Origin of the sequence: Ideonella sp. WA131b (assembly GCA_023657425.1) — a bacterium.
Classification (GTDB): Bacteria; Pseudomonadota; Gammaproteobacteria; order Burkholderiales; family Burkholderiaceae_C; genus Rubrivivax.
This window is the reverse complement of sequence record JAGTJW010000003.1, coordinates 123,065-148,569: the sequence shown is the minus strand read 5'-3', so window position 1 is coordinate 148,569 and position 25,505 is coordinate 123,065. Positions and strand designations below refer to the sequence as shown.

Below are 25,505 nucleotides of genomic sequence, written 5' to 3'. Positions count from 1 at the left end.
GCGCGTCCCAGGTGGACCAGCGGAGCATAGCGCCTGGTCGAGACGGTGTGGGACGACATTGATCGCATGGTCATGGTGGCGCGCGTGCCCAGCGTCCGCACGCCGGTCGAGCTAGGAGCGTGGGCCACGGCGGTTTTCTTCAACGCTGGCGCGGGGTTGGGGCTGTTTGGCACACTCACCCGATGGGTGAAGCCAACGAACCGAAGAGGACGATGCTGGCGCAGGCCAGCGAGGACGCGATGGTCGTCGACACGATGGGCGGCCGTGTGCACGTGCGCTGGGACGAGACGGCCCGAGCCACGCCGCACGGACAGATCGTGTTCTTCGCCGAGTTCCTGGCCACTGCCGGCGTATTCGAGCGCTGGGTGCAGGAGTGCCCGTTGCGCTACAGCAGCCCCAACACGTCGCGACCACGCGACGTGCTGGGCACGCTGATGCTGGGGATCCTGGCCGGCAGCAAGCGCTACGCGCACATCGCCGGGGTCCGCGGCGATGCGGTGGCGGCCAAGGCCCTGGGCCTGCGCGGCATGGTGAGCGAAGACTCGGTGCGCCGGGCCTTGGCGGCGATGGTGCCAGCGGCCAGCGAACCGTGGATGCGCAGCGTGCTGATGGCCAGCGTGCGGCCAGCGTGCGCGAGGCCTTGGAGCGGCCGTGGGTGCTGGACGTGGACGCCACGATCAAGCCGCTGTACGGCCGCCAGGAAGGGGCGGAGATTGGCTACAACCCGCACAAGCCGGGGCGCCCCAGCCATGTACTGCACACCTTCTGGGTCGGCAACCTGCGCCTGGTGCTCGACGCCGTGCTCAGTTCGGGCAAGCAGCACACGTCGGGCCACGCCAAGGCCGCGATGGCGAGGCTGCTCGATGAGCTGGGCGACAAGGCACCGGCGCTGGTGCGCGGTGACTGCGGCTACGGCAATGAGGACATCATCGACGTGTGCGAGCAGCGAGGCCTGCGCTACCTGCTGCGCCTGCGCAAGACGGCCAACGTCAAGCGGCTGATCGAGCGGCTGTTCAGACGCGAGGACTGGACCCACGCCACCGAGGCCAGCCAGGGCTGGCAGGCCATCGAAGACGAGTTGCGCCTGAGTGGGTGGAGCAAGGCGCGTCGCGTGGTGGTGCTGCGCCGACGCATCAAGCACGACATCGCGCTGACGAGCCAGAAGCGCGGCCAGCACGAAGCCAGCGAGCAGCTCGTGCTGGCGTTGCCGCACGACGAGGTGCAGGACACGCGCAGGTCTGGGAGTACACCGTGTCACCGCGCGGGCCGTGGCACTGGTCTACAACTGGTGGAGCTGGTACGTGCGCGCGGCCAACCCGCAGGCCCGACGCGAGGCGTTGACGAGTCGGCCACTGCTGCTGGCAGCCGTGGGCCGCACCGCCAGCAGCGGCAACCAGACGACGCTCTACCTCACGCCGATGCACGCTGAAGCCGGCTTGATCAAGTCGATGATGGCCAACGTCCATGCAGCCATCCAGCACGTCAAGGCTGCTGCGGAGCAGTTGCCAAGGCTCGACCGCCGGCGGGCGCTGCTGGCCTACATCTGCCAGCGCATCGTCGGTCAGATCGGCCTGCCAACCCCACCGCCGGTGCTCTCGGCACCCGGGTAACTGCAGTTTCTTTTCGGGCTCAAGCCACCCAGCGCCGCACGTTGCGGAACATCCGCAGCCACGGGCTGGCGGCCGACACTTCGCCGCCGGCCGCGAAGCTCATCTGCAGGTTGCGGAACACACGCTCAGGGTGCGGCATCAGCGCCGTGAAGCGACCGTCGGCCGTGGTGACGGCCGTGAGGCCGCCGGGGCTGCCGTTGGGGTTGGCGGGATAGGTCTCGGTGGGTGCGCCGCTGCCGTCGACGAAACGCATCGCGCCCAGCACGCGCTGGGCGTCGCCGCGCTGCGAGAAGTCGGCAAAGCCCTCGCCGTGCGCCACCGCGATGGGCACACGGCTGCCGGCCATGCCGGTGAAAAACAGACTGGGAGAGTCCAGCACCTCCACCATCGACAGGCGCGCCTCGAACTGCTCGCTCTTGTTGCGCGTGAAGCGCGGCCAGGCCCCGGCGCCGGGGATCAGCGCCGCCAGCGCCGCGAACATCTGGCAGCCGTTGCACACGCCCAGGCCAAAGCTCGAGCCACGGTTGAAGAAGGCCTCGAACTGCTCGGCGAGCTGGGTGTTGAAGAGGATGCTGCGCGCCCAGCCTTCGCCCGCACCGAGCGTGTCGCCATAGCTGAAGCCGCCGCAGGCGACCAGGCCCTGGAACTGCTCCAGCCGCGCGCCGCCGGACTGCAGATCAGACATGTGCACGTCGTGTGCGTCGAAGCCGGCCTCGGCAAAGCACCAGGCCATCTCGACATGCGAGTTGACGCCCTGCTCGCGCAAGATGGCGACCTTGGGGCGCGCGCCGGTGGCGATGAACGGAGCGGCCACGTCCTCGGCCTCGTCGAACGTGAGGTGGCGGTGCAGGCCCGGAGCCAGCGCATCGGACGCCGCAGCGTGCTCGGCATCGGCGCTGGCGGGGTTGTCACGCTCGCGCGCGATGCGCCACGAGACCTGGTCCCAGTGGTCCAGCAGCGTGGCCAGTTCCACCTTCCATTGGCACTTGGCGTCGCGCCAGACCTCCAGCACGCCGTGTTCGTTGGGCTTGCCGATGAAATGCGCATGGCGGCTCAGGCCGTGCTCGCGCAGCGTGGCGATGACCTCGTTGCGCACCGCCGTGGGCACCTGGATCACGAAGCCGGGCTCCTCGGCGAACAGCGCCTTCAGCGTGAGCGTGTTGCGGCGTTCGCTCACCTGCGTGGCCCAGTTCTTGGAATCGCCGTATTCGGCCCGGCTGTCGGCGATGCCGTCGCCTTCGGTCACGAGGATGTCGACGTTGAGGCTCACGCCCAGGCGGCCGGCGAAGGCCATCTCGCACACCGTGGCCCAAAGGCCGCCGTCGCTGACGTCGTGGTAGGCCAGCAGCCGGCCCTGCGCACGCAGCGCGTTGACGGCTGCGACGGCGTTTCTCAGCAGCGCGGGGTCGTCGAGGTCGGGCACACCGTCGGCTGCCAGGCTGCCGAAGCGGCCGAGCACCTGGGCGAGCATGCTGCCGGCCAGGCGCTTCCGGCCCTGGCCGAGGTCGACGTGGATCAGCGTCGTGTCACCCGGCTGCAGCTGCGGCGTCAGCGTGCCGCGCACATCGGGCAGCGAGGCAAACGCGGTGACGATCAGCGACACCGGCGCGGTCACCTGGTGGGCGCCCGAGGCGTCGCTCCACTTCGTGCGCATCGACAGCGAGTCCTTGCCCACCGGGATGCCCACGCCCAGGGCCGGGCACAGCTCCAGGCCCACGGCCTTGACGGTGTCGAACAGGGCCGCGTCCTCGCCGGGTTCGCCGCAGGCTGCCATCCAGTTGGCGCTGAGCTTCACACGGCTCAGCTCGATGGGCGCGGCCAGCAGGTTGAGGATGGCCTCGGTGACGGCCATCCGGCCGCTGGCCGGGGCGTGCAGGCTGGCCAGCGGCGTGCGCTCGCCCATGGCCATGGCCTCGCCCGCGCAGCCCGAAAAGTCGGCCAAGGTGACGGCGCAGTCGGCCACCGGCACCTGCCAGGGGCCGACCATCGGGTCGCGGTGGCTCAGGCCACCCACCGTGCGGTCGCCGATGGTGACGAGGAAGCGCTTGCTGGCCACCGTGGCGTGGCGCAGCACGGCCAGGGCCACGTCGTCGAGCTTCACGCCGGTCAGGTTCAGCGGCGCATCGTCGCGCGCCACACGTTCCACCACGCGGTGCATCTTGGGCGGCTTGCCCAGCAGCACATCCATCGGCATGTCGATGACGCGCTTGCCACCGGGACCGTCTTCGAGCACCAGCGTGCGCTGCTCGCGCGCCACGCCCACCACGGCATAGGGGCAGCGCTCGCGCGCGCACATCTGCTCGAAGAGCGGCATCAGGTCCGGGTTCACGGCCAGGACGTAGCGCTCCTGGCTCTCGTTGCACCAGATCTCCCTGGGCGCGAGGCCGCTCTCCTCCAGCGGCACCCGGCGCAGGTCGAAGGTGGCGCCCAGGCCGGCGCCGTCCACCAGCTCGGGGAAGGCGTTGCTGATGCCCCCGGCGCCGACATCGTGGATCGCCAGGATCGGGTTCGCCTCCCCCAACGCCCAGCAATGGTTGACGACCTCCTGCGCGCGTCGCTGGATTTCGGGGTTGCCACGCTGCACGCTGTCGAAGTCCAGCGCCGCGGCGTTGCTGCCGGCGGCCATGGAACTGGCCGCACCACCGCCCATGCCGATGCGCATGCCCGGGCCGCCCAGTTGCACCAGCAGCGTGCCGGCGCCGAAGCGCTGCTTCTTGACCTGGCCCGCACTGATGGCGCCCAGGCCGCCAGCGATCATGATGGGCTTGTGGTACCCGCGGCGCACACCCGCCACGGTCTGCTCGAAGACGCGGAAGTAGCCGCCCAGGTTGGGCCGGCCGAACTCGTTGTTGAAGGCCGCGCCGCCCAGCGGGCCCTCGGTCATGATCTGCCGCGCACTGGCGATGTGCCCGGGCTTGCCCACGCTGCCGGCCTCCCAGGGCTCGGCCAGGCCGGGCAGGTGCAGGTGGCTCACGCTGAAGCCAGTGACGCCGGCCTTGGGGCGTGCGCCGCGGCCGGTAGCACCTTCATCGCGGATCTCGCCACCGGCACCGGTGCTGGCGCCCGGGAACGGGCTGATCGCGGTGGGGTGGTTGTGCGTCTCCACCTTCATCAGCACATGGGCCACGTCGTCGCGCACGCCGTACACCGGCGCGTGGGCAAAGCCCTGCGGCAGCCAGCGCCGCACGGCGTGGCCTTCCATCACCGCGGCGTTGTCGTCGTAGGCCACCACCGTGTGCTGCGGCGAGCGCTGCTCGGTGTGGCGGATCATCTGGAACAGCGAGTGCGGCTGCTCGATGCCATCCACCGTGAAGCGCGCGTTGAAGATCTTGTGCCTGCAGTGCTCGGAGTTGGCCTGCGCGAACATCATCAGCTCGACATCGCTGGGGTTGCGACCGAGCGCCTTGAAGGCGTCGACGAGGTAGTCGATCTCGTCGGCCGAGAGGGCCAGGCCGAAATCGGTGTTGGCGCGCTCCAGTGCCGACCTGCCACCATCCGGGCCGGCGCCCAGCACATCGACGTGCGCCAGGGGCTCGGCCTCGCGGACGTCGAACAGTCGGCGGCCCGCTTCGCGCTCGAAGGCCACGCTTTCCGTCATGCGGTCGTGCAGCAGCCCGGCCACGGCGGCGCGCTCATCGGCGTTCAGCGGCCTGGCGGCGCTCAACAGGCCGGACTTGAGCACCAGCGAGTACTCGACCACCCGCTCGAGACGGTGCAAGCGCGGTCGGCCTGCAGCACCTTGGGTGCCGATGCCGCAGTTCCGCGCGATGTCGGTGGCCTTGCTGGCCCAGGGGGAGACGGTACCCAGCCGTGGCATCACCACCACACACTCGCTTGCGGCGGCCGGCTCGGCAGGCTCGCCGTAGGTGAGCAGCGCCGCCAGCGTGTCGGCTTGTGCGCGCGACGGCTCGGCATCGAAGGCCACCCAATGCACAAAGCGCGCGGAAACGCCGTGGATCCGCGGCACCACCGCCTGCAGCCGCGCCAGCAGAGCCTGGGCGCGGAACGCCGACAGGGCGCTGCCGCCCTCGAAGTGCATCAGGTGGAGGGCGTGGGTGCTCATCGCAGGGGCGCTCGGGGAAACCCGGGATCTTAGCGGTCGGGTGGGATAATCGAGCCATGGCCATCACCATCAAATCCGCCGCGGACATCGACGGCATGCGCGTTGCCGGCCGCCTGGCCAGCGAGGTGCTGGACCTGCTCACACCGCACGTCCGGCCTGGCGTCACGACGCTGGAGCTCGACCGCATCGCGCACGATCACATCGTGAACGTGCAGAAGGGCATCCCGGCCACGCTGGGCTACGCGCCGCCGGGCTACCCGCCCTACCCGGCCAGCCTTTGCAGCAGCCTGAACGACGTCGTCTGCCACGGCATCCCCGACCGCCGGCCGCTGAAGGACGGCGACATCGTCAACATCGACGTCACCGTCATCAAGGACGGTTGGCACGGCGACAACTCGCGCATGTTCGTGGTGGGCAATGGCACCATCGCCGCTAAACGCCTTTGCCAGGTCACGTTCGATGCCATGTGGAAAGGCATCGTCAAAGTCAGGCCTGGCGCGCGCCTGGGCGACATCGGTCATGCCATCCAGACCTTTGCCGAAAACGCCGGCTTCAGCGTCGTGCGCGAGTTCTGCGGCCACGGCGTCGGTGCCCGTTTCCACGAGGAGCCGCAGGTGCTGCACTACGGCCGCCCGGGCACGCTGGAGGAGCTGATGCCGGGCATGATCTTCACGATCGAGCCCATGATCAACGCCGGCAAGCGCGACATCAAGGAAGACCGCAAGGGCAACCGCCCCTACGACGGCTGGACGATCGTCACGCGCGACCGCTCCTTGAGCGCCCAGTGGGAGCATACGGTGCTCGTCACCGAGACGGGCTACGAGGTGCTCACGGTCAGCGCCGGCAGTCCGACGCCGCCGGCCTTCGCACCGCTGGGCTACGGCCAGGCCACACCGGCCCTGGCCCTGGGCTGACCGCCCGACGATGAGCGTGCCGGCATCGCCGCGCGCGCCGCAGGGCCTTGCCGCGCTGCGGATGGCCTGCCGCGAGGGCAAGGCCGATTTGCTGCGCCAATTCGCCGCGGGCCGCGCCACGGCACCGTCGGCGACGCGGCTGCTGAAGGCGCTGGCGCGTCATGTCGACGTCGTGCTCGGCGCCGCCTGGATCGAGGCCGGCCTCGACCGCGCCGCGTCGCAGGCCGCGCTGGTGGCCGTCGGCGGCTACGGGCGCGGCGAGCTGTTCCCGCATTCCGACGTGGACGTGCTGGTGCTGCTGCCCGACGCGCCCGTGTCCCCCGAAGCCGAAGCTGCGCGCCGAGAGGCGCTGGAGCGCTTCGTCACCTTGTGCTGGGACATCGGCCTGGAGATCGGCTCCTCGGTGCGCACGGTGGCCGAGTGCGTGGCCGAGTCCGGGCGCGACCTGACGGTGCAGACGGCGATGCTGGAGTCACGCCACGTCTGTGGCGGCCGGCGTGTCTTCAACCAGCTCGTGCGCACGCTGGCCGCAGCCATGGATCCGGCCGCCTTCCTGCGCGGCAAGACGCTGGAGATGCAGCAGCGCCACGTCAAGTACGAGGGAACGCCCTATGCGCTGGAGCCCAACTGCAAGGAGAGCCCGGGCGGCCTGCGCGACCTGCAGGTCGTGATCTGGGCGGCCCGCGCGGCCGGCTTCGGCAGCACCTGGACCGAGTTGGCCACAAGGGGCCTGATCACGCCCTTCGAGGCTACCCAGCTCGTCAAGCACGAGGGCACGCTCAAGCTCATCCGTGCGCGGTTGCACGCGGTCGCCGGCCGGCGCGAGGACCGGCTGGTCTTCGACCTGCAGACCGCCGTGGCAGACAGCTTCGGCATCAAGCCCAGCCAGGGCCAGCGCAGCAGCGAGGCGCTGATGCACCGCTACTACTGGGCAGCCAAGGCGGTGACCCAGCTCAACCAGATCCTCATGCTCAACATCGAGGAGCGCTTGGCCGGCCACGAGCACGCGCCGAGCCGCCCCGTGACGGCGCGCTTTGCCGAGCGCGCGGGCATGCTCGATGTGGTGCGCGACGACCTCTATGTCGACAACCCGCACGCCATCCTCGAGACCTTCCTCGTGTTCGCGCAGACCCCGGGGCTGCAGGGCCTGTCGGCCCGCACCCTGCGCGCGCTGTACAACGCCCGCAACGTGATGGACGCCGGCTTCCGCCGCGACCCCATCAACCGCGAGCTGTTCATGGAGATCCTGCGCCAGCCACAAGGCATCACGCACGCGCTTCGCCTGATGAACGCCACCAGCGTGCTCGGGCGCTACCTGTGGGTGTTCCGCCGCATCGTGGGGCGCATGCAGCACGACCTGTTCCACGTCTACACGGTCGATCAGCACATCCTGATGGTGGTGCGCAACATGCGCCGCTTCTTCATCCCCGAGCACGCGCACGAGTACCCGTTCTGCAGCCAGCTCGCGGCGCAGTTCGACAAGCCCTGGGTGCTGTACGTGGCGGCGCTGTTCCACGACATCGCCAAGGGCCGCGGCGGCGACCACTCCGACCTTGGCCGCGTGGAGGCACGCCGCTTCTGCCGCGACCACGGCATCCACGCCGACGACACCGCGCTGATCGAGTTCCTCGTCGATCATCACCTGACGATGAGCCGCATCGCGCAGAAGGAGGACCTGTCGGATGCCGCCGTCATCCGCGCCTTCGCGGCGCGCGTGGGCACACCACGGCGGCTGCAGGCGCTATACCTGCTGACCGTCGCCGACATCCGCGGCACCAGCCCCAAGGTCTGGAACGCCTGGAAAGGCAAGCTGCTGGAGGACCTCTACCGCCTTTCGCTGCGCTCTCTGGGCGGCGCGCAGTCCCAGCTCGACACCGAGATCGAGGCGCGCAAGGCCGAGGCGCGCCAGGACCTGGCCCTGCACAGCGCCCTGCCCGGCACCGAGGAGCCGCTGTGGCGCACGCTCGACGTGAGCTACTTCGCGCGCCACGATGCGGCCGAGATCGCCTGGCACGCGCGCAGCCTGTGGCGCCACGTGGCCGCGCCCTCGCCCGTGGTCAAGGCGCGCACCTCGTCGGTGGGCGACGGCCTGCAGGTGCTGGTGTACGCGCCGGACCGGCCCGACCTCTTCGCCCGCATCTGCGGCTACTTCGAGGCCACGAGTTTCAGCATCCAGGACGCGCGCATCCACACGACACGGGCGGGCTACGCACTGGACACCTTCCAGGTGATCGGCACCAACGGCCTCACGCCGGACTCGCCCGGCGGCTACCGTGACCTGATCTCCCTGGTGGAGACCCAGCTTGCAGCCGCACTCGACGCCACGACGGCGCTGCCCGAACCCCGCAACGGCCGCGTGTCGCGCCGTGTCAAGAGCTTCCCGGTGACGCCGCGCGTGTCGCTGACACCCGACGAGCGCGCACAGCGCTGGCTGCTCACGGTGAGCGCCTCCGACCGCACCGGCCTGCTGTACGCCATCGCCAGGGTGCTGGCGAAGAACGGCGTCAACCTGCAGCTGGCCAAGATCACCACGCTGGGCGAGCGCGTGGAGGACACCTTCCTCGTCGACGGCCCCGAGCTGCAAAAGCCCAAGGCGCAACTGCGCATCGAGAGCGAACTGCTGGACGCCATGGCGTCGCCGGCCTGAGCGTCGGCTGCTCATGGGGCTCAAGCGGGTTGCTGTCGAGGAACTGCTTCACGGCAACGCCACCTTCGACGCCGTCGTCGATGCACGCAGCGAGAGCGAATTCGCCGAAGACCACCTGCCCGGTGCCGCGAACTGGCCGGTGCTCAATGACGTCGAGCGCGCTTCGGTGGGCACCGAGTACAAGCAAGTCTCGGCCTTCGACGCGAGAAAGCGCGGCGCGGCCCTGGCTGCGGCAAACATCGCCCGCCACTTGCAGCAGCACGTTCAAGCGCTGCCCAAGGGCTGGCGCCCGTTGGTGTACTGCTGGCGTGGGGGTCAGCGCAGCGCTTCGCTGGCCCTGGTGCTGTCGGAGATCGGCTTCGCAGTCACCGTCCTCGAAGGCGGCTACCGGGCATTTCGCCGGGCCGTGCTGGCCGATCTTGAGACGCGACCGCAGCGCTTGGGCTTTCAGGTGCTGGCCGGCCGCACCGGCAGCGCCAAGAGCCGCTTGCTGCAGGCGCTGGCCGCCCAGGGCGCGCAGGTGCTCGACCTCGAGGCCCTGGCCTGCCACCGAGGCAGCGTGCTGGGCCTCGTCCCCGGGCAGCGGCAGCCGTCCCAGAAGGCTTTTGAGACAGCGCTCTGGCAGGTGCTGGCAACGCTGGACCCGACGCGCCCCGTGTTCGCCGAGGGCGAGAGCCGCACCATCGGGCGGCTGCGCGTGCCCGAGGCGCTGCTTCTGGCGCTGCGCGCCGCCCGGGTGTGGCGGGTCAACATGGCGATGGATGCGCGGGTCGACTTCCTGCTCGACGACTACGCGCACTTCGTGGTCGACACCGAGGCTTTCTGCACCCGGCTGGAGGCACTGCGCGAACTTCGCGGCGCCGCCACCATCGAACGCTGGCAGGGCCTGGCGCGGGCCCGGGATGCCGCCACGCCGGTGCGCGAGCTGCTCGAGCAGCACTACGACCCGGTCTACCTGAAGTCCATGCGCAAGCATTTCGCCGGCTTCGAAGAAGGCGCGACGCTGGAGCTGGCCGACGCCGCACCGGCCACGCTGGAGGCCACGGCTCGGCGACTGATCGAGTCGACGGGCACGGGCTGATAGGCAGCGCCAGGGGGCTGCGCCATGTCAACCGGCGTGACGATCTACCGGCCTACAGTCGCGGCCACGTCGTTCCGTCACCGCCCCGATGCCCCAGTCCCCCGAAGACCCCTGGCGCCTGCCCTACGAGCTGGGCCGCGAGATCCGCGCCCACCCGGTGAGGCAGGTCGGCCCCAACGGCCCGATGCGCTGGCTGGCGCTGGGCTGGGCCGATCTCATGAGCTGCCCCCTGCCCGGCCTGCTGCATGGCCTGGCCATGGCGGGCTTTGGCGCGCTGCTCGTGGCGCTGGCGCGCGATCGCTTCTGGCTGCTGGCGGGCGCGTTCAGCGGCTTCCTGCTCGTGGCGCCGGTGGTGGCCACGGGTCTGTACGCCGTGAGCCGCGAACTGGAGGCCGGTCGCCGCGCCACGCTGGCCACGGCCCTGGCGGCCTGGCGGCCGCGCGATCACCGGCTCGTCGTCTTCGGCCTGTTGCTGGCGCTGGCGGGCACGGGCTGGGTGCTGACCTCGGCGGCCTTGATCACGCGCTTTGCAGCCGCACCGGTCGACACGCCGGTCGACTTCGTGCGCGTGGTGATGCTGGGATCGGACGCGGGCCTTGTCGGGCTCTTCGAGGTCTGGCTCATCCTGGGCGCGGCGCTGGTGGCACCCATCTTCGCCAGCAGCGTGGTCGCCATCCCGCTGCTGATGGACCGCGACATCGCCGTGCGCCCGGCCGTGCTGGTGAGCGTGCGCGCGGCGCTGGTCAACCCGCTGCCCATGGCCTTGTGGGCGAGCCTGATCCTGCTGTTCACGCTGCTGGGCATGGCCACGGCCATGCTGGGCCTGGTGGTCGCGGTGCCCTGGCTGGCCCACGCCAGCTGGCACGCTTACCGCGAGCTGGTGGGCCCCAGGCGGCCCGCCGGGCCGGGGCGCTGAGCGGACATGGGCGGCTTCACCGAGGAGCAGGTCGCGCAGTTCGGGCTGACCTTCGGGGTCGGCGCGTTCATGCTCTACATGGTGTTCATCATTTTCCAGCTGGCCCGCGAGTCGAAGGCTGGCAAGTTCGGCACCTTCGTGCTCTTCCTGACGCTGGGCGTGGGCCTCATCGGCTTCGCGGCCAAGGCTGTGATCAAGTGGATCATGGGCGTGGAGTAGCGCGCGCACGCCGGCCACCGGAAAGCAGCCGGCCCGAAGGCCGGCCTTCGACCACCTGGCTGGAGCCCCCTCCCGGAGGGGGCTCGGGGGAGCCGGATGGACTCCCGCAGGGACAAGCGCCGCAGGCGCTTATCCCATGTGCAGGCCGCCGTTGCAGCTGAAGTCGGCGCCCGTCGTGAAGCCCGAGTCCGGGCCTGCCAGCCAGGCCACCACAGAACCGATCTCCTCGGGGGTGCCCAGTCGCTTGACCGGGATCGTGGCGACGATCTTCTCCAGGATCTCGGGCTTGATGGCCTTGACCATGTCGGTGCCGATGTAGCCTGGGCTCACGGTGTTCACCGTCACGCCCTTGGCCGCCAGCTCCTGCGCCAGCGCCATCGTGAAGCCGTGCATGCCGGCCTTGGCGGCCGAGTAGTTGGTCTGGCCGGCCTGGCCCTTCTCGCCGTTGACCGAGCTGATCTGGATGATGCGGCCCCAGCCCTTCTCCACCATGCCCGGCACCACCTGCTTGGTGACGTTGAACATGCTGTTCAGGTTGGTGTCGATGACCGCCTTCCAGTCCTCAGGCGTCATCTTCAGGAACATGCGGTCGCGGGTGATGCCGGCGTTGTTGACCAGCACCTCGATCGGGCCGTGCTCGGCCACGGCCTTGCCGAAGGCGGCCACGGTGCTGTCCCAGTCGGCCACGTTGCCGACGCTGGCGTAGAAGGTGTAGCCCAGGGCCTTCTGCTCGTCGATCCACTTCACGTGGTCGCGGCTGGGGCCACAGCCGGCGATGACCTTGAAGCCTTCCTTGTGCAGGCGCTGGCAGATCGCGGTGCCGATGCCGCCCATGCCGCCGGTGACGTAGGCTACCTTCTGATCAGACATGTCTCGCTCCTTGACCCGATGCGGGTGGTGTGGGTGGTGTGGATGTTCAGCGCTCGACGGTCAGGGCCACGCCCATGCCGCCGCCGATGCACAAGGACGCGATGCCCTTCTTCGCGTCGCGCCGGATCATCTCGTGCAGCAGCGTCACCAGGATGCGGCAGCCGCTGGCACCGATGGGGTGGCCGATGGCGATGGCGCCGCCATTGACGTTGACCTTGGCCGTGTCCCAGCCCATCTCCTGGTGCACGGCGCAGGCCTGGGCCGCGAAGGCCTCGTTGATCTCGAGCAGGTCCAGGTCGGCGGCCGTCCAGCCGGCGCGCTCCAGGGCTTTCTTCGCCGCCGGCACCGGGCCCATGCCCATGATGGCGGGGTCGAGGCCGGCTGAGGCGTAACTGGCGATGCGCGCCAGCGGCTTCAGGCCCAGCGCCGCGGCCTTGGCGGCCGTCATGACCATCACCGCGGCGGCACCGTCATTGATGCCGCTGGCGTTGCCGGCCGTCACCGAGCCGGCCTTGTCGAAGGCCGGGCGCAGGCCGGCCAGGGCCTCGGCGCTGGTCTTCTTGTTGATGAACTCATCGGCGTCGAACACCAGCGGATCGCCCTTCTTCTGCGGGATCAGCACCGGCACGATCTCGTCCTTGAAGCGCCCGGCCTCCTGCGCCGCGGCCGCTTTCTGCTGGCTGGCCAGCGCCAGCGCGTCCTGGGCTTCGCGCGTGATCCCGTACTTGCGGGCCACGTTCTCGGCCGTGATGCCCATGTGGTACTGGTTGTAGACGTCCCACAGGCCGTCGACGATCATCGAGTCGGTCATCTTCCAGTCGCCCATGCGCTGGCCGTCGCGGCTGCCCAGCAGCACGTGTGGCGCAGCGCTCATGGTCTCCTGCCCCCCGGCGATGACGATCTCGCTGTCGCCGTCGCGGATGGCCTGGGCCGCCAGCATCACCGCTTTCAGCCCCGAGCCGCAGACCTTGTTGATCGTCATGGCCGGCACGGATGGGCTGAAGCCGGCCTTGATGACGGCCTGGCGCGCCGCGTTCTGCCCGCTGCCGGCGGTGAGCACCTGGCCGAGGATGACCTCGCCGATCTGCTCACTGGCCAGGCCAGAGCGTGCCAGCAGCGCCTTCAGCACGGTGGCGCCAAGCTCGGGCGCGGCCACCTTGGCGAGCGAGCCGCCGAACTTGCCCACCGCGGTGCGGGCGGCGGCAACGATGACGATGTCCTGTTGTGCCATGGTTGATGTCTCCTGAATTCGAAGTCTAGGCCTTGGCCTTGACGTAGCGGCCCGGGGCCGGTTCGATGGGCTTGAAACGTGTCGACCCCGGCGTCTTGGGGGCGTTGACGAGCTTGCCGGCATGGCCCTTGAGCCAGCCGGCCCAGGCCGGCCACCAGCTGCCCGGCTGCTCGGTGGCCGTCTTCAGCCAGTCGTCAGCCCTGGCTGGCAGGCGCGTGCTTGTCCAGTGGCTGCGCTTGCCCTTGGCCGGCGGGTTGATGACCCCGGCGATGTGGCCGCTGGCGCCCAGCACGAAGGTCTTGTCGCCGCGGATCAGCGGGATCGACGCGTAGGCCGCCTGCCAGGGCACGATGTGGTCCTCGCGGCTGCCGTAGACGAAGAACGGTGCCTCGATGGCACCGAGGTTGACCTTCTCGCCGCAGACGGTGAGTGCCCCGGGCTTCTTGAGCTCGTTCTGCAGATACAGGTGGCGCAGGTACCAGCAGTACATGGGGCCCGGCAGGTTGGTGCTGTCGCCGTTCCAGTAGAGCAGGTCGAAGGGCGGCGGCGTCTCGCCCTTGAGGTAGTTGCCGACGACGTAGTTCCAGACCAGGTCGTTGGGCCGCAGGAAGCTGAAGGTGGTGGCCAGCTCCTGGCCCTTGAGCAGGCCGGGCCCGGCGGGCGCCTGCTCGCCGATGGTCATCTCGCGCAGCTGCACGCTGGCCTCGTCGACGAAGATGTCGAGGATGCCGGTGTCGGCGAAATCCAGCAGCGTGGTCAGGAGCGTCACGCTCTCGGCCGGCTGCTCGCCACGCGCCGCCAGCACCGCCAGCGCCGTGGCCAGGATGGTGCCGCCGACGCAGAAGCCCAGGGTGTTGATCGTCTCGGCACCTGTGATGGCCTGCACCGTGTGGATGGCCGCGATGGGGCCGTGCTCGATGTAGTCGTCCCAAGTTTTGCCCTTGAGCGACTCGTCCGGGTTGCGCCAGCTCACGACGAAGGTGCGGTGGCCTTGTTCGACGGTGTAGCGGATGACGGAGTTGTCGGGCTGCAGATCGAGGATGTAGTACTTGTTGATGCACGGCGGCACAAAGAGCATCGGCCGCCCGTGCACTTTGGCCGTGAGCGGGCGGTACTCGATGAGCTGGAACAGCTCGTTCTCGAACACCACGCTGCCCGCGGTGGTGGCGACGTTGCGGCCAACCTCGAAGACGCTCTCGTCGGTCTGCGAAACATGGCCCTTGCGCACGTCGTCGAGCAGGTGCTGCAGGCCCTTGCCGATGCTCTCACCCTGCGTCTGGAGCGCCTTGTTCAGCGCCTCGGGGTTGAGCGCCAGATAGTTGCTGGGGCTCGTGGCGTCGACCCACTGCTGCACGGCGAAGCGGATGCGCGCCTTCGTCTTGGCGTCGCCCTCCACGCTGTCGGCCAGCGTCATGAGCGTGCGGGCATTCAGCAGGTACAGCTGTGCCATCGTGGCCGCCACCGGGTTGGCCGCCCACTCGCTGCCGGCGAAGCGGCGGTCGGGCAAGGGCTGCGCGGCCGCATTCTGGCCTTGAGCGTCGCCCTGCAGGCGGTGCAGAGCCTGGTTCCACATCTCGGTGGCGTTCTTGAGGTAGTCGCCCTGGATGCGGGCCAGGCGTTCCATCGGCAGGGCCAGGCCACCGAAGGCCTTGAGCGCATCGCCGACGGCGGAACCGAAGGCCTCGGCCACGGGCGGTGGTGAGGATGCCGCCGGGGCGGCGGCCGGTTCGGCAGCGGCTGCGGCCGCGCGGGACTTTCGGTTCACAGGGGGGTCTCCGGTGGCCGTGCTCGGGCGGCGGCGCCTCGGGTTTGTACGAGGAAGGGCTGACGATGGCATGACAGAATTTCTTCCACTTCAACGGGCTGGGGCCGTGGCATGTACCTGGTGGCGATCGGCTGGCTGTACGTGGTGCTGATGATGGCCGTGGCCGAGGCCTTGTCCAGCCAAGGCAGTGTGCTGGGGGCGGTGATTACCTTCGTGTTTTACGGCGTGCTGCCCCTGCTGGTGGTGATGTACATCATGGGCACGCCAGCGCGGCGCCGCGCACGGCTGGCGGCCGAGGCCGCGGAGGCCACGGCCGACGCTTCACGCACGGCGGCGCCACACGGCGGCGGCCAGGCGGCCGGTGACACCGTCGCGTCGGAACGAAAAGAAGTCTGAGCCGCCAGCCACCGTGCAGCCGCCGTGCACGGCCACGGCCGTGACACCCACCGCGGCCAGGCGCTCGCGCGCCAGCGCCGGCAGGTCGGCGTGCCAGCGGGGGCTGCCATCCGCCCGGGGCGACCATCGAAAACCCGGCTGATCCGCGGTCAGCGGCGCGCGCCCGAAGCCTTGCAGCACCTCCGGCCCCACCTCGAAGACCCGCGGCCCGATGCACGGCCCCAGCCAGGCCCGAAGTTCCGCAGCGGGCACCGCCGCGCCGGCCTGCAGGGCCGCCACGGTGGCTTCGAGCACGCCCGCTGCCAGACCGCGCCAACCGGCATGGGCGGCGCCCACCGCGCAGCCATCGCGCGTGGCCAGCAGCACCGGCAGGCAGTCGGCCACCTGCACCGTGCAGGCGATGCCGGGCTCGGTGGTCCAGGCGGCGTCGGCGGGCTCGGCCGGGTGGTCGGGCGTGGTGGCGTCGAGCCGCAGCACCTGCACGCCGTGCACCTGTCGCAGCCACACCGGCCGTGCGCCCAGCGCCTCCACCCAGCGTGCGCGATTTCGGGCCACCGCCGCGGCCTCGTCGCCCACGGCCACGCCCAGGTTCAGCGAGTGCCAGGGTGCGGTGCTGACGCCACCGTGCCGCGTGCTCATCGCCGCACCCACGCCGGCCGGCGCGCCGCCTGGCCAGGCGGGCTCGATCAGCGGCACGGCGGCGTTGGCCGCGTCACTCGGCATCCGGGCAATTCTCGGGCCGCGTGGCCTCGAACGCCGGCAGGGCCATGCAGGCCTCGAACACGCGCACCACGTTCGGCACGTGGTCGAGCCGGCAGTCGAAGCGCCGCGCGTTGAAGATCTGCGGCACCAGGCAGCAGTCGGCCAGCGTCGGTGCGTCACCGTGGCAGTAGGCGGACGGCCGCGCCACAAGCTGGCGTTCCACCACCTCCAGCCCGGTTTCGACCCAATGGCGGTACCAGCGATTCTTGTCGTCCTCGGCCACCTTGAGGTCGCGCACCAGGTAACGCAGCACGCGCAGGTTGTTCAGCGGGTGGATCTCGCAGGCGATGTCCATCGCCAGCGCGCGCACGCGGGCCCGTTCGGCCGGCGTGCCGGGCAGCAGGGGTGGCGTGGGGTGCGTCTCGTCGAGGTACTCGATGATCGCCAGCGACTGCGTCAACGAATGCTCGCCGTCGCGCAGCAGCGGCACGAGACGCGCCGCCGACACCGCGGCGTACGACTCGGTCAACTGCTCGTTCTTCGCCAGGTGCACGGGGCGGTAGTCGTACTCCAGGCCCTTCAGCGCCAGCGCGATGCGCACGCGGTACGAGGCCGACGAGCGGTAGTAGTTGAACAGATCCATCGCGGCGCCCTCCGTGGCTTCAGCGCACGGCCACGCTCAGCAGCGGCAGGCCGGCGACGCGGCCTTCCATCACGTCGCCCTTCACCACAGCGGCCACGCCAGCCGGCGTGCCGGTGTAGATGAGGTCGCCGGGCTGCAGTTCCCAGGCCGCACTCAGGTGCTCGATGATCTCGACAACGTTCCAGATCAGCTCCTTGACGTCGCTGCCCTGGCGCAGTTGGCCGTTGACGTGCAGCGTGATGGCACCGCTGTTCAACGCACCGGCCTTCGAGGCCGGCACGATGGGGCCGATGGGCGCGCTCTGGTCGAAGGCCTTGCCGATCTCCCAGGGGCGGCCCTGCTTCTTCATCTCGCTCTGCAAGTCCCTCCGCGTCATGTCCAGGCCCACGGCGTAGCCGTAGACATGGGCCTGGGCGTCCGCGGCCTTGATGCCGCGGCCACCGGTCCCGATGGCCACAACGAGCTCGATCTCGTGGTGGAGGTTGCTCGTCAGCGTCGGGTAGTCGATGGCGCCCGTCTCGCCTTCGGCCACGACCACCATCGTGTCAGCAGGCTTCAGGAAGAAGAACGGCGGTTCTCGGCCGGTGTAGCCCATCTCCTGCGCGTGCTCGGCGTAGTTGCGACCGACACAGTAGACGCGGCGCACCGGGAACTCACCACCGCCCACCACGGGCACGGCAACAGGGGCGGGAGGCGTGACGACGAAGCTCATGGCAGGTGGGGTCTGGTTGGGGACGGCAGGTGATGATGCCACCGGCCGCCGCTACACTCGATCGCATGCTCCTGCCGACCCGCCGCATCCAGCATTGCCGGGTCTGCGGCGGCCGCACCGAGTACCGCGTGCCGGCCGACGACAACCGCGAGCGTGCCGTCTGCACGGTCTGCGGCGAGATCCACTACGAGAACCCGCTGAACGTCGTCGGCACCGTGCCGGTATGGGGCGAACGCGTGCTGCTGTGCCGCCGTGCCATCGAGCCGCGCCACGGCTTCTGGACGCTGCCGGCCGGCTTCATGGAGCTGGGCGAGACGGTGGCCGACGGCGCGCTGCGCGAAACCGACGAGGAGGCCGGCGCGCAGGTGGAGCTCGAAGGCCTGTTCACTCTGCTGAACGTGGTGCGCGTGGGCCAGGTGCACCTGTTCTACCGCGCGCGCATGCTGAGTGAGCACCTCGCGCCCGGACCCGAGACGCTGGAGGCACGCCTGTTCCGCGAAGACGAGGTGCCCTGGGACGAACTGGCCTTCCGCACCGTGAGGCGCACGCTGGAGCTGTACTTCGAAGACCGCCGCGCGGGGCGATTCGGCATCCACGTGGCCGACATCGGCTGAAGACGATGAAGCCCGCCAAGGCGGGCGTCATCCTGCGTGCCCGCCTTAGGGTCAGGCGGGCTGGGCGGCGCGCAGCTTCAGCGAGAAATCCTGCAACGCCGCGATGCCGCTTTCCTCGGCCTTGCGGCACCAGGCCTGCAGCTCGGTCACCAGCTGCTCGGCGCTGACGCCGGTGCGCGTCCACAGGGCCCGCAATTCCTCGCGCATGGCCACGAGCTTGGCGAGCTGCGGACTCTCGCCCATGGCGGCGACGAGCGTGGACTTGACGCCCTGGGGGATCTTGTCGTCGTCGCGGTGCAGCCAGGCCTGCGCGACGCGCATCTGCCGAAGGCGCGCGGCGGCAGCCGGGCCCTGAGCCTTGAGGCGCTCGACCTCAAAACCGGCGGCGCGCTTGAGCTCGGCCGCGTAGCGCGCCATGACCTCGTAGCGGTTGGCAATGATGGCCTGCAGCGTGTGGTTGTCGGCCACCGTGGGCAGCACGCCGAGCGTGAGCCTGGGCGGTACCTTCTTGGCCTTGGCCAGGCCCAACATCTCCAGCGCGCGGATGTAGCCCCAGCCGATGTCGAACTCGAAGGGCTTGACCGAGAACTTGGCCGAGGTCGGGTAAGTGTGGTGGTTGTTGTGCAGTTCTTCGCCACCAATGAGGATGCCGATCGGGAGCACGTTGGTGCTGGCGTCGGGTGCCTCGAAGTTGCGATAGCCGCTGTGGTGGCCCAGGCCGTTGATGATGCCGGCCGCGGTGACCGGGATCCAGGCCATCTGCACTGCCCACACGGCGGCGCCGATCGCGCCGAACAGCAGCAGGTCGAGGATCAGCAGCAGCCCCACGCCCTGCCAGGTGTAGCGGCTGTAGACGTGGCGCTCGACCCAGTCATCGGGCACACCATGGCTGTACTTGTCGATCGTGGCCTGCACCTTGCTCTCGGCGCGGTAGAGCTCGGCGCCTTCGCGCAGCACCTTGCCGATGCCGTGGGTGACGGGGCTGTGCGGGTCATCGGCCGTCTCGCACTTGGCGTGGTGCTTGCGGTGGATGGCCACCCACTCGCGGGTGACCATGCCGGTGCCGATCCAGAGCCAGAAGCGGAAGAAGTGCTGCACCGCGGGGTGCAGATCCAGCGCGCGGTGGGCCTGCGAGCGGTGCAGGAACAGCGTCACCGACACGATGGTGATGTGCGTGGTGACGAGGGCGAAAACGAGCACCTGCCACCAGCTGGCCTCGGCGAGCCCGTGGGAGAGCCATTGCACCAGGGCGTCGTGGGCCAGCCAGAAGGAATCCATGGAACCGTCTTTCTCTTGCCGAAATGTCTTGCCGAAATGCCGGCGGGGCGATTGTAGGCCTCACCCCCTGTCGGGCAATCGTCGCCAGGGCCTGCGCAGACCGGGACCGCCCTGCGCTTGACTTGCGTCACGGGCGCAGCTTGTGCGCAGATGGCGACGGAAGCGCGCTCTTCAACGCCGACGCCAGGCTGCAGCGAAAAAGCCATCGGTGTGGTGGCGGTGCGGCCACAGGCGAAGGTAGGGTCCCGACACCAGGGCCTCGGCGCGGGCCACATGCGCGCCCTGCAGCAACTCATGAACGGGCAGCCGCTCGAAACGGGCGCCCTCGGTTGCCGAGAAAGCCTCGGCCACAGCCTCGTTCTCGGCCGGCAGCAGGCTGCAGGTGGCGTAGACCAGGCGCCCGCCCTCCTTGAGCAGCCGCGCCGCCGCGGCCAAGATGGCCATCTGCTTGGCCTGGAGTTCGACCAGGGCCTGCGGGCTGTGGCGCCATCTCAGGTCGGGATTGCGGCGCAGGGTGCCCAGGCCCGAGCAGGGCGCGTCGACCAGCACGCGGTCGATCTTGCCGGCCAGCCGCTTGACGCGGTCGTCGCGCTCGTGCGCGAGCTGGGCCGGGTGCACGTTCGACAGGCCGCTGCGCGCCAGCCGCGGCTTCAGGTTCTCGAGCCGGTGGCCGGACACGTCGAAGGCATACAGCCGCCCGGTGTTGCGCATGGATGCACCCAGCGCCAGCGTCTTGCCGCCGGCACCGGCGCAGAAGTCGACCACCATCTCGCCGCGCTTGGGGTCGAGCAGCAGGGCCAGCAGCTGGCTGCCCTCGTCCTGCACCTCCACGAGGCCGTCGGTGAAGAGCGGCAACTTGTTCAACGCAGGCTTGCCGGCTGTGCGCAGGCCCCATGGCGAGTGCGGCGTGGGCTCGGCCTCGATGCCGGCCTCGGCGAGGGCCCGCTGCACGTCCTCGCGCCGGGCCTTGAGCACATTGACGCGCAGGTCCAGCGGCGCCGGACGCGCAAGCTCGTCGACCAGCGGCCAGAACTCGCTGCCGAGCGCCTCCTTCAGCGGGTTGGCCAGCCAGTCCGGCAGGTTGTGGCGCAGCTTCTCGGGCAGGGTGGCGCGGTCGATGGCGCTCACCTGCTCCAGCCAGGCCTGCTCGGGCGGCGTGAGCGCGCCGCGCAGGAAGCCGGTGTTGCCCTGCCAGGCCAGGATGGCCAGGCGGCGCTCGAGCGGGCCGTGGCCACTCTGCGCCAGGTGCTGCAGCAGGAGGCGCTGGCGCAGCAGCGTGTAGACGGTCTCGGCCAGCGTGTGGCGCTCGCGCGCGCCGAGCTTGGCGTGCTTGCGGAAGAACATCGACACCAGGCCATCGGCCGGTGCGTCGAACTTCAGCACCGAGCGCACCAGCTCGGTGGCGAGGTCCAGGAGGGCGTTGGGATGCATCCTCGGGGATTATCCCGGCGCCCCCGGATACTCCCGGCCATGCACGACGACGACCTGCCCGCACTGCCCCCGGCCCCGCCGGGCCGCTACCGCCACCACAAGGGTGGCGAATACCGCCTGCTCGGCGTCGTGCGCCACTCCGAGACGCTGGAGCCACTGGTGCTGTACCGGCCGCTGTACAGCGACCGCGGCGACTGGGTCCGGCCGCACGCGATGTTTTTCGAGACGGTGACGATCGACGGCGTCACGCGGGCGCGCTTCGAGCGCATCGGTGACTGAAGCTCAGCCGCCCACGCTCCTAAGCCAGCAACAGCTGCGGCTCGCCACCCCGCAGTCGCACCATGCCACCGTCGAACACCAACCGCCCTTCTACGAACCAGCGCACGCTCTTCGGGTAAATCACATGCTCGGTGGCCAGCACGCGCGCAGCCAGCGCGTGCTCATCGTCGCCCGGCAGCACCGGCACCGCGCTCTGCATCACGATTGGCCCGTGGTCGAGCTCGGGCGTCACGAAGTGCACCGTGGCGCCCGCCAGCTTGCAGCCCGCCTCCAGCGCTCGCCGGTGCGTGTGCAGCCCCGGGAAGGCCGGCAGCAGCGACGGGTGGATGTTCAGCAGCCGCCCCTCGTAGCGCCGCACGAAGGCTCCGCCCAGGATGCGCATGAAGCCGGCCAGCACCACCAGGTCCGGCGCGAAGCCGTCGAGGGTGTCGGCCAGCGCGGCGTCGAAGGCCTCGCGGCGGGCGTGGGCCTTGTGGTCCACCACCGCGGTCGCGATGCCTTGCTCGGCGGCAAAGGCCAGGCCGGCGGCGTCAGGCCGGTTGGCCAGCACCGCCACCACCTGCGCCGGCCAGCCCTCGGCGACGCAGGCGCGCACGATGGCCTCCATGTTGGAGCCGCGGCCGGAGATCAGGATGGCGATGCGCTGCGTCATGGGCGGCATTGTCGCGGCCGCGTCGCCTGACACAATCCTCGCCGCCTCAGCAGCTACCCACCCCGCGACCATGCGATCCCGCGTCCTCTCCGGCATGCGCCCCACCGGCGCCATGCACCTTGGCCACTACCACGGCGCGCTCAAGAACTGGGTGCGCCTGCAGCGCGAGCACGAATGCTTCTTCTTCGTGGCCGACTGGCACGCGCTGACGACGCACTACGAAGAGCGCGACGTCATGGAGCGCTACGTCTACGAGATGGTGATCGACTGGATCGCCGCCGGCCTGGATCCCGACCGCTGCACCATCTTCATCCAGAGCCGCCTGCCGGAGCACGCTGAGCTGTTCACGCTGCTGGCCATGGGCACGCCGCTGGGCTGGCTCGAGCGCGTGCCGACCTACAAGGACCAGATCGAGAAGCTCAAGGACCGCGACCTCGCCACCTACGGCTTCCTCGGCTACCCGCTGCTGCAGGCGGCCGACATCCTGATCTACAAGGCCGACCACGTGCCGGTGGGCGAGGATCAGAGCAGCCACGTCGAGCTCACGCGCGAGGTGGCGCGCCGCTTCAACAACCTCTACGGCCGCAGCAAGGACTTCGACGCGCAGGTGGCGGCTGCGCTGGCCAAGCTGCCCAAGGACGACCAGCGCTACTTCGAGAAGCAGCGCAAGGCCTTCGGCGAGACCGGCAGCGCCGAGGCCTGGGGCCGCGGCGAGGGCATCGTGAAGAAGTCCGTGGCCATCAGCGGCTGGACTACCGACGACGGCGAGCTGCTGCTGGGCCACCTCAAGGGCAGCGGCAAGAGCGTGCTCACCGAGCCGCAGGCGCTGCACACCGAGGTGCTGCGCCTGCCCGGGACCGACGGCACCAAGATGAGCAAGAGCTACGGCAACGCCATCCTGATGCGCGAGGAGCCGGCCGAGGTGACAAAGAAGGTGCGCGCCATGGCCACCGACCCCGCGCGCGCCCGCCGCACCGACCCCGGCGACCCCGCCAGGTGCCCGGTGTGGCAGTTCCACAAGGTCTACACCGACGAGGCCACGCACCAGTGGGTGCAGCAGGGCTGCACCACGGCGGGCATCGGCTGCCTGGATTGCAAGCAACCCGTGATCGACGCCATCCTCAGGGAACAGCAACCCTGGCGCGAGCGCGCCGAGGCGTATCTCGCCAACCCCAAGCAGGTGCACTGGATCGTCGAGATGGGCACCGAGCGCGCGCGCACCGTGGCACGCCAGACCATGAAGGACGTGCGCTCGGCCATGGGCTTGAACTACTGACCCGGGCTCCGCCATGACCACGCCCCTGCAAACCATCGAACTGCACCCCGCCGCCGCGCCACGCGCCAGCATCGTGGTGTTGCACGGCCTGGGCGCCGACGGCACCGACTTCCTCTCGCTGGCCGACGAAATGCGCCTGGAGGCCATCGGCCCTGTGCGCTGGGTGTTCCCGCGCGCGCCGGTGCGGGCAGTGACGATCAACGGCGGCCACGCGATGCGCGCCTGGTACGACATCTACCCCGGCACCGGCCCGGCCGACCCCTTCAGCCGCCAGGAAGACGAGGCCGGCCTGCGCGACAGCTTCGCCGGTGTGCACGCGCTGCTCGACCGCGAAGTGGCGCGTGGTGTTCCGGCACAACGCATCGTGCTGGCGGGTTTCTCGCAGGGCTGCGCCATCACGCTGGGGGCGGGGCTGCGCTACGGGCAGCGCCTCGCAGGGCTGGCCGGGCTGTCGGGCTACCTGCCGCTGGCCGGGCACACGGCGGCCGAGCGCCAGGCGGACAATGCGGCGACACCGGTGTTCGGTGCCCACGGCAGCCGCGACGGCGTGGTGATGCCGGCGCGCGGCCGCGCCAGCCGCGACGCTCTGTTGGCCCTGGGCCAGCCCGTGCAGTGGCACGAGTACCCGATGGAACACTCCGTGTGCCTGGAAGAGGTGCGCGACCTCGAGGCCTGGTTGCGGCAGGTGCTGGCCTGAAACCCTGGCTGCGGCCGACGCCGGCCGGTGCGCTGCCGGACGGCAGCGGCGCCGATGGCGCCAGGTGCGTTAAGGTCGCGGACATGAACCACCGACTGCTCCAACCGGGCCGCTGGCTCGCCCTGCCCGCTCTCCTGGCCGCGCTGACCGCCTGCGCCGCCCCCGCCAGCAGGGGTGGTGGAGAGGCCCTTTCCCTGCGTGGCACCAGCTGGCAACTCGGCGCCGACGGCCCGCGCGCCGCGATCATCCGGCTCGACGAACGCGAGCCGCACTTTGCGGGCAATAGCGGCTGCAACCGCATCATGGGACGCATCGTGCTCGAGGGCCCGCGGCTGCGCTTCGAGAACATCGTCGGCACACGCCGCGCCTGCCTGGACGACGACGGCGCCGAAGACCGCTTCCTCGCGGCGCTGGCCGGCGTTCGCGGCTGGCGCATCGAAGGCGGCGCGCTGAAGCTGCTGGCCGAAGGCGGCGGCACCCTGCTCAACCTGCACCCCGGCAAGGCCGCGCCCTGACGACCGCGCCGCCTCCGGCCACGGCGCTGCGCGTGCCCGCGCTGGCGCTGCTGCCGGCCTACACCGCCGCGCTCGAGCGCGGCTGGACACCCGACAACGTGCGCGGGCTGGCGGCCAACCGCGAGTCGCTCGCCGGCATCGCCGACGACCCCGAAGGCTTTGTCGCGCTCACCGACAACCGCGCCGGCGGCGGGCCGCCGGTGACCCTGGCCGACGGCTCGCAGGCGGCGCGGCTGCCCAGCTTGCAGCGCTGGATCTGGGACGCCGCCGACGCGGGCCCGGCCGGCTTCGTCGGCCTGATCAACCTGCGCTGGAACCACGGCCACGCGCCGCTGCCGCCGCACGTGCTGGGCCACGTCGGCTACAGCCTCGTGCCCTGGCAGCGCCGCCGCGGCCACGGCACGCGCGCACTGGCGCTGCTGCTGCCGCTGGCGCGCGAACTGGGCCTGGGCCACGTCGAGCTGACCACCGACCCCGACAACGAGCCTTCGCAGAAGGTGATCCTGGCCAACGGCGGCGTGCCGCTGGGCGCCTTCGACAAGGGCGCGGTCTACGGCCACAGCCCGGGGCTGCGCTTCCGCATCGACCTGCAGCCCGGCGCCTGAGGGCCGGCCGGGCTTCGGCGCGGGTGCCCCACGCTCCTAGCGCGACGCCGCCGCCGCCGCCGGCGCCGGCGCGAGGATGACCGTGGCCGTGCCGCCCACGCAGCCGCGTGTCTGGCCGGGCCCGCAGGCGGGTGCGTCCACACGCGGCGGCGGGTTGCGCTGGATGTTGCCGGGCGGGTCGAGCAGGGTGTCCACCACCAGCCAGCCCATGCCCACGGCCAGCAGCGCTCTCAGCAGCCTTCGGCGCCAGGGCGGGCGCGGGAAGTCGGGCACGCTGCGGTCGATGGCGCGCAGCACCTTCGGATCGACGACGGGTTCGTCGGCGGCGGTCTTCTTCATCGGGCGCGGACTATCGCACGCCGCCTGCGGGCACTGGCGCGTGCGGGCCG

Annotated in this window: 25 protein-coding genes; 14 read left to right on the top strand and 11 right to left on the bottom strand. The window is 70.4% G+C overall.

The window, feature by feature from the left end:
• Positions 1-589: 589 nt before the first annotated feature.
• Together KA711_15765 and KA711_15760 are read left to right on the top strand one after the other, a co-directional pair.
• Complete coding sequence (locus tag KA711_15765) at positions 590-1,429, top strand: transposase (GenBank protein MCM0610426.1); 840 nt, start codon at positions 590-592, stop codon at positions 1,427-1,429.
• Positions 1,419-1,610 (top strand): hypothetical protein, encoded by a 192-nt coding sequence (locus tag KA711_15760; GenBank protein MCM0610425.1) that lies wholly within the window; start codon positions 1,419-1,421, stop codon positions 1,608-1,610. Before KA711_15765 ends, KA711_15760 begins: the two co-directional genes overlap by 11 nt.
• 19 nt (positions 1,611-1,629) lie before the next feature.
• On the opposite strand, the gene purL is transcribed toward KA711_15760, so the two are convergent.
• On the bottom strand, positions 1,630-5,673 hold the full coding sequence (gene purL, locus KA711_15755) for a phosphoribosylformylglycinamidine synthase (protein MCM0610424.1): 4,044 nt from the start codon (positions 5,671-5,673) through the stop codon (positions 1,630-1,632).
• A gap of 56 nt (positions 5,674-5,729) precedes the next feature.
• On the opposite strand from purL, the gene map reads away from it, so the two are divergent.
• The 5 genes from map (at position 5,730) to KA711_15730 (ending at position 11,450) form a co-directional block, all read left to right on the top strand.
• Positions 5,730-6,587 (top strand): type I methionyl aminopeptidase, encoded by an 858-nt coding sequence (gene map / locus KA711_15750; protein ID MCM0610423.1) that lies wholly within the window; start codon positions 5,730-5,732, stop codon positions 6,585-6,587.
• Between the two features lie 10 nt (positions 6,588-6,597).
• Positions 6,598-9,234 (top strand): [protein-PII] uridylyltransferase, encoded by a 2,637-nt coding sequence (locus KA711_15745; protein ID MCM0610422.1) that lies wholly within the window; start codon positions 6,598-6,600, stop codon positions 9,232-9,234.
• Between the two features lie 13 nt (positions 9,235-9,247).
• Complete coding sequence (mnmH, locus tag KA711_15740) at positions 9,248-10,315, top strand: tRNA 2-selenouridine(34) synthase MnmH (GenBank protein ID MCM0610421.1); 1,068 nt, start codon at positions 9,248-9,250, stop codon at positions 10,313-10,315.
• Between the two features lie 88 nt (positions 10,316-10,403).
• Positions 10,404-11,231, top strand: a complete 828-nt coding sequence (locus KA711_15735) for a DUF2189 domain-containing protein (GenBank protein ID MCM0610420.1) — start codon at positions 10,404-10,406, stop codon at positions 11,229-11,231.
• Between the two features lie 6 nt (positions 11,232-11,237).
• Positions 11,238-11,450, top strand: coding sequence for a DUF2788 domain-containing protein (locus KA711_15730; protein ID MCM0610419.1), 213 nt, complete (start codon positions 11,238-11,240; stop codon positions 11,448-11,450).
• 129 nt (positions 11,451-11,579) lie between these two features.
• Here KA711_15730 and phbB read toward each other — a convergent pair whose 3' ends face one another.
• From phbB to phaC, 3 genes are read right to left on the bottom strand one after another with little or no spacing between them, the layout of a single operon-like run.
• Positions 11,580-12,320, bottom strand: coding sequence for an acetoacetyl-CoA reductase (gene phbB / locus KA711_15725; GenBank protein MCM0610418.1), 741 nt, complete (start codon positions 12,318-12,320; stop codon positions 11,580-11,582).
• Between the two features lie 46 nt (positions 12,321-12,366).
• Positions 12,367-13,551, bottom strand: a complete 1,185-nt coding sequence (locus KA711_15720) for an acetyl-CoA C-acetyltransferase (GenBank protein MCM0610417.1) — start codon at positions 13,549-13,551, stop codon at positions 12,367-12,369.
• 25 nt (positions 13,552-13,576) lie between these two features.
• A complete protein-coding gene (gene phaC, locus KA711_15715; protein ID MCM0610416.1) occupies positions 13,577-15,388 on the bottom strand; it encodes a class I poly(R)-hydroxyalkanoic acid synthase in 1,812 nt (603 codons plus the stop codon).
• 39 nt (positions 15,389-15,427) lie between these two features.
• On the opposite strand from phaC, the gene KA711_15710 reads away from it, so the two are divergent.
• Positions 15,428-15,712, top strand: a complete 285-nt coding sequence (locus tag KA711_15710) for a hypothetical protein (GenBank protein MCM0610415.1) — start codon at positions 15,428-15,430, stop codon at positions 15,710-15,712.
• On the opposite strand, the gene pgeF is transcribed toward KA711_15710, so the two are convergent.
• The 3 genes from pgeF to KA711_15695 form a co-directional block, all read right to left on the bottom strand.
• Complete coding sequence (pgeF, locus tag KA711_15705) at positions 15,638-16,351, bottom strand: peptidoglycan editing factor PgeF (protein MCM0610414.1); 714 nt, start codon at positions 16,349-16,351, stop codon at positions 15,638-15,640. The genes KA711_15710 and pgeF overlap by 75 nt on opposite strands.
• 73 nt (positions 16,352-16,424) lie before the next feature.
• Complete coding sequence (gene maiA / locus KA711_15700; protein ID MCM0610413.1) at positions 16,425-17,057, bottom strand: maleylacetoacetate isomerase; 633 nt, start codon at positions 17,055-17,057, stop codon at positions 16,425-16,427.
• Positions 17,058-17,076: 19 nt separating this feature from the next.
• Positions 17,077-17,769, bottom strand: coding sequence for a fumarylacetoacetate hydrolase family protein (locus KA711_15695; GenBank protein ID MCM0610412.1), 693 nt, complete (start codon positions 17,767-17,769; stop codon positions 17,077-17,079).
• Between the two features lie 65 nt (positions 17,770-17,834).
• Here KA711_15695 and KA711_15690 point away from each other — a divergent pair, with 65 nt between their 5' ends.
• Positions 17,835-18,383, top strand: coding sequence for an NUDIX hydrolase (locus KA711_15690; protein ID MCM0610411.1), 549 nt, complete (start codon positions 17,835-17,837; stop codon positions 18,381-18,383).
• A 51-nt stretch (positions 18,384-18,434) separates the two neighbouring features.
• Here the strand turns inward: KA711_15690 and KA711_15685 are convergent, their stop codons facing one another.
• Both KA711_15685 and KA711_15680 read right to left on the bottom strand, forming a co-directional pair.
• The gene (locus KA711_15685) at positions 18,435-19,661 is read right to left on the bottom strand and encodes a fatty acid desaturase (GenBank protein ID MCM0610410.1); all 1,227 of its coding nucleotides are present in this window, start codon (positions 19,659-19,661) and stop codon (positions 18,435-18,437) included.
• A 171-nt stretch (positions 19,662-19,832) separates the two neighbouring features.
• Complete coding sequence (locus tag KA711_15680) at positions 19,833-21,092, bottom strand: RsmB/NOP family class I SAM-dependent RNA methyltransferase (protein MCM0610409.1); 1,260 nt, start codon at positions 21,090-21,092, stop codon at positions 19,833-19,835.
• Positions 21,093-21,131: 39 nt separating this feature from the next.
• Between KA711_15680 and KA711_15675 the strand changes: the two genes are divergently transcribed.
• On the top strand, positions 21,132-21,371 hold the full coding sequence (locus KA711_15675; GenBank protein ID MCM0610408.1) for a DUF1653 domain-containing protein: 240 nt from the start codon (positions 21,132-21,134) through the stop codon (positions 21,369-21,371).
• A gap of 19 nt (positions 21,372-21,390) precedes the next feature.
• On the opposite strand, the gene KA711_15670 is transcribed toward KA711_15675, so the two are convergent.
• A complete protein-coding gene (locus KA711_15670; protein MCM0610407.1) occupies positions 21,391-22,023 on the bottom strand; it encodes a phosphoribosylglycinamide formyltransferase in 633 nt (210 codons plus the stop codon).
• Positions 22,024-22,093: 70 nt separating this feature from the next.
• Between KA711_15670 and KA711_15665 the strand changes: the two genes are divergently transcribed.
• The 4 genes from KA711_15665 to KA711_15650 all read left to right on the top strand — a co-directional run bounded on the left by KA711_15665 (position 22,094) and on the right by KA711_15650 (position 25,116).
• Entirely contained in the window at positions 22,094-23,299 is a 1,206-nt protein-coding gene (locus KA711_15665) for a tryptophan--tRNA ligase (protein MCM0610406.1), read from the top strand.
• Between the two features lie 13 nt (positions 23,300-23,312).
• Positions 23,313-23,996 (top strand): carboxylesterase, encoded by a 684-nt coding sequence (locus KA711_15660; protein ID MCM0610405.1) that lies wholly within the window; start codon positions 23,313-23,315, stop codon positions 23,994-23,996.
• A gap of 83 nt (positions 23,997-24,079) precedes the next feature.
• Positions 24,080-24,511, top strand: coding sequence for an META domain-containing protein (locus KA711_15655; protein ID MCM0610404.1), 432 nt, complete (start codon positions 24,080-24,082; stop codon positions 24,509-24,511).
• 26 nt (positions 24,512-24,537) lie between these two features.
• Complete coding sequence (locus tag KA711_15650; protein MCM0610403.1) at positions 24,538-25,116, top strand: GNAT family N-acetyltransferase; 579 nt, start codon at positions 24,538-24,540, stop codon at positions 25,114-25,116.
• Between the two features lie 36 nt (positions 25,117-25,152).
• On the opposite strand, the gene KA711_15645 is transcribed toward KA711_15650, so the two are convergent.
• Entirely contained in the window at positions 25,153-25,455 is a 303-nt protein-coding gene (locus KA711_15645; protein MCM0610402.1) for a hypothetical protein, read from the bottom strand.
• Positions 25,456-25,505: the final 50 nt, after the last annotated feature.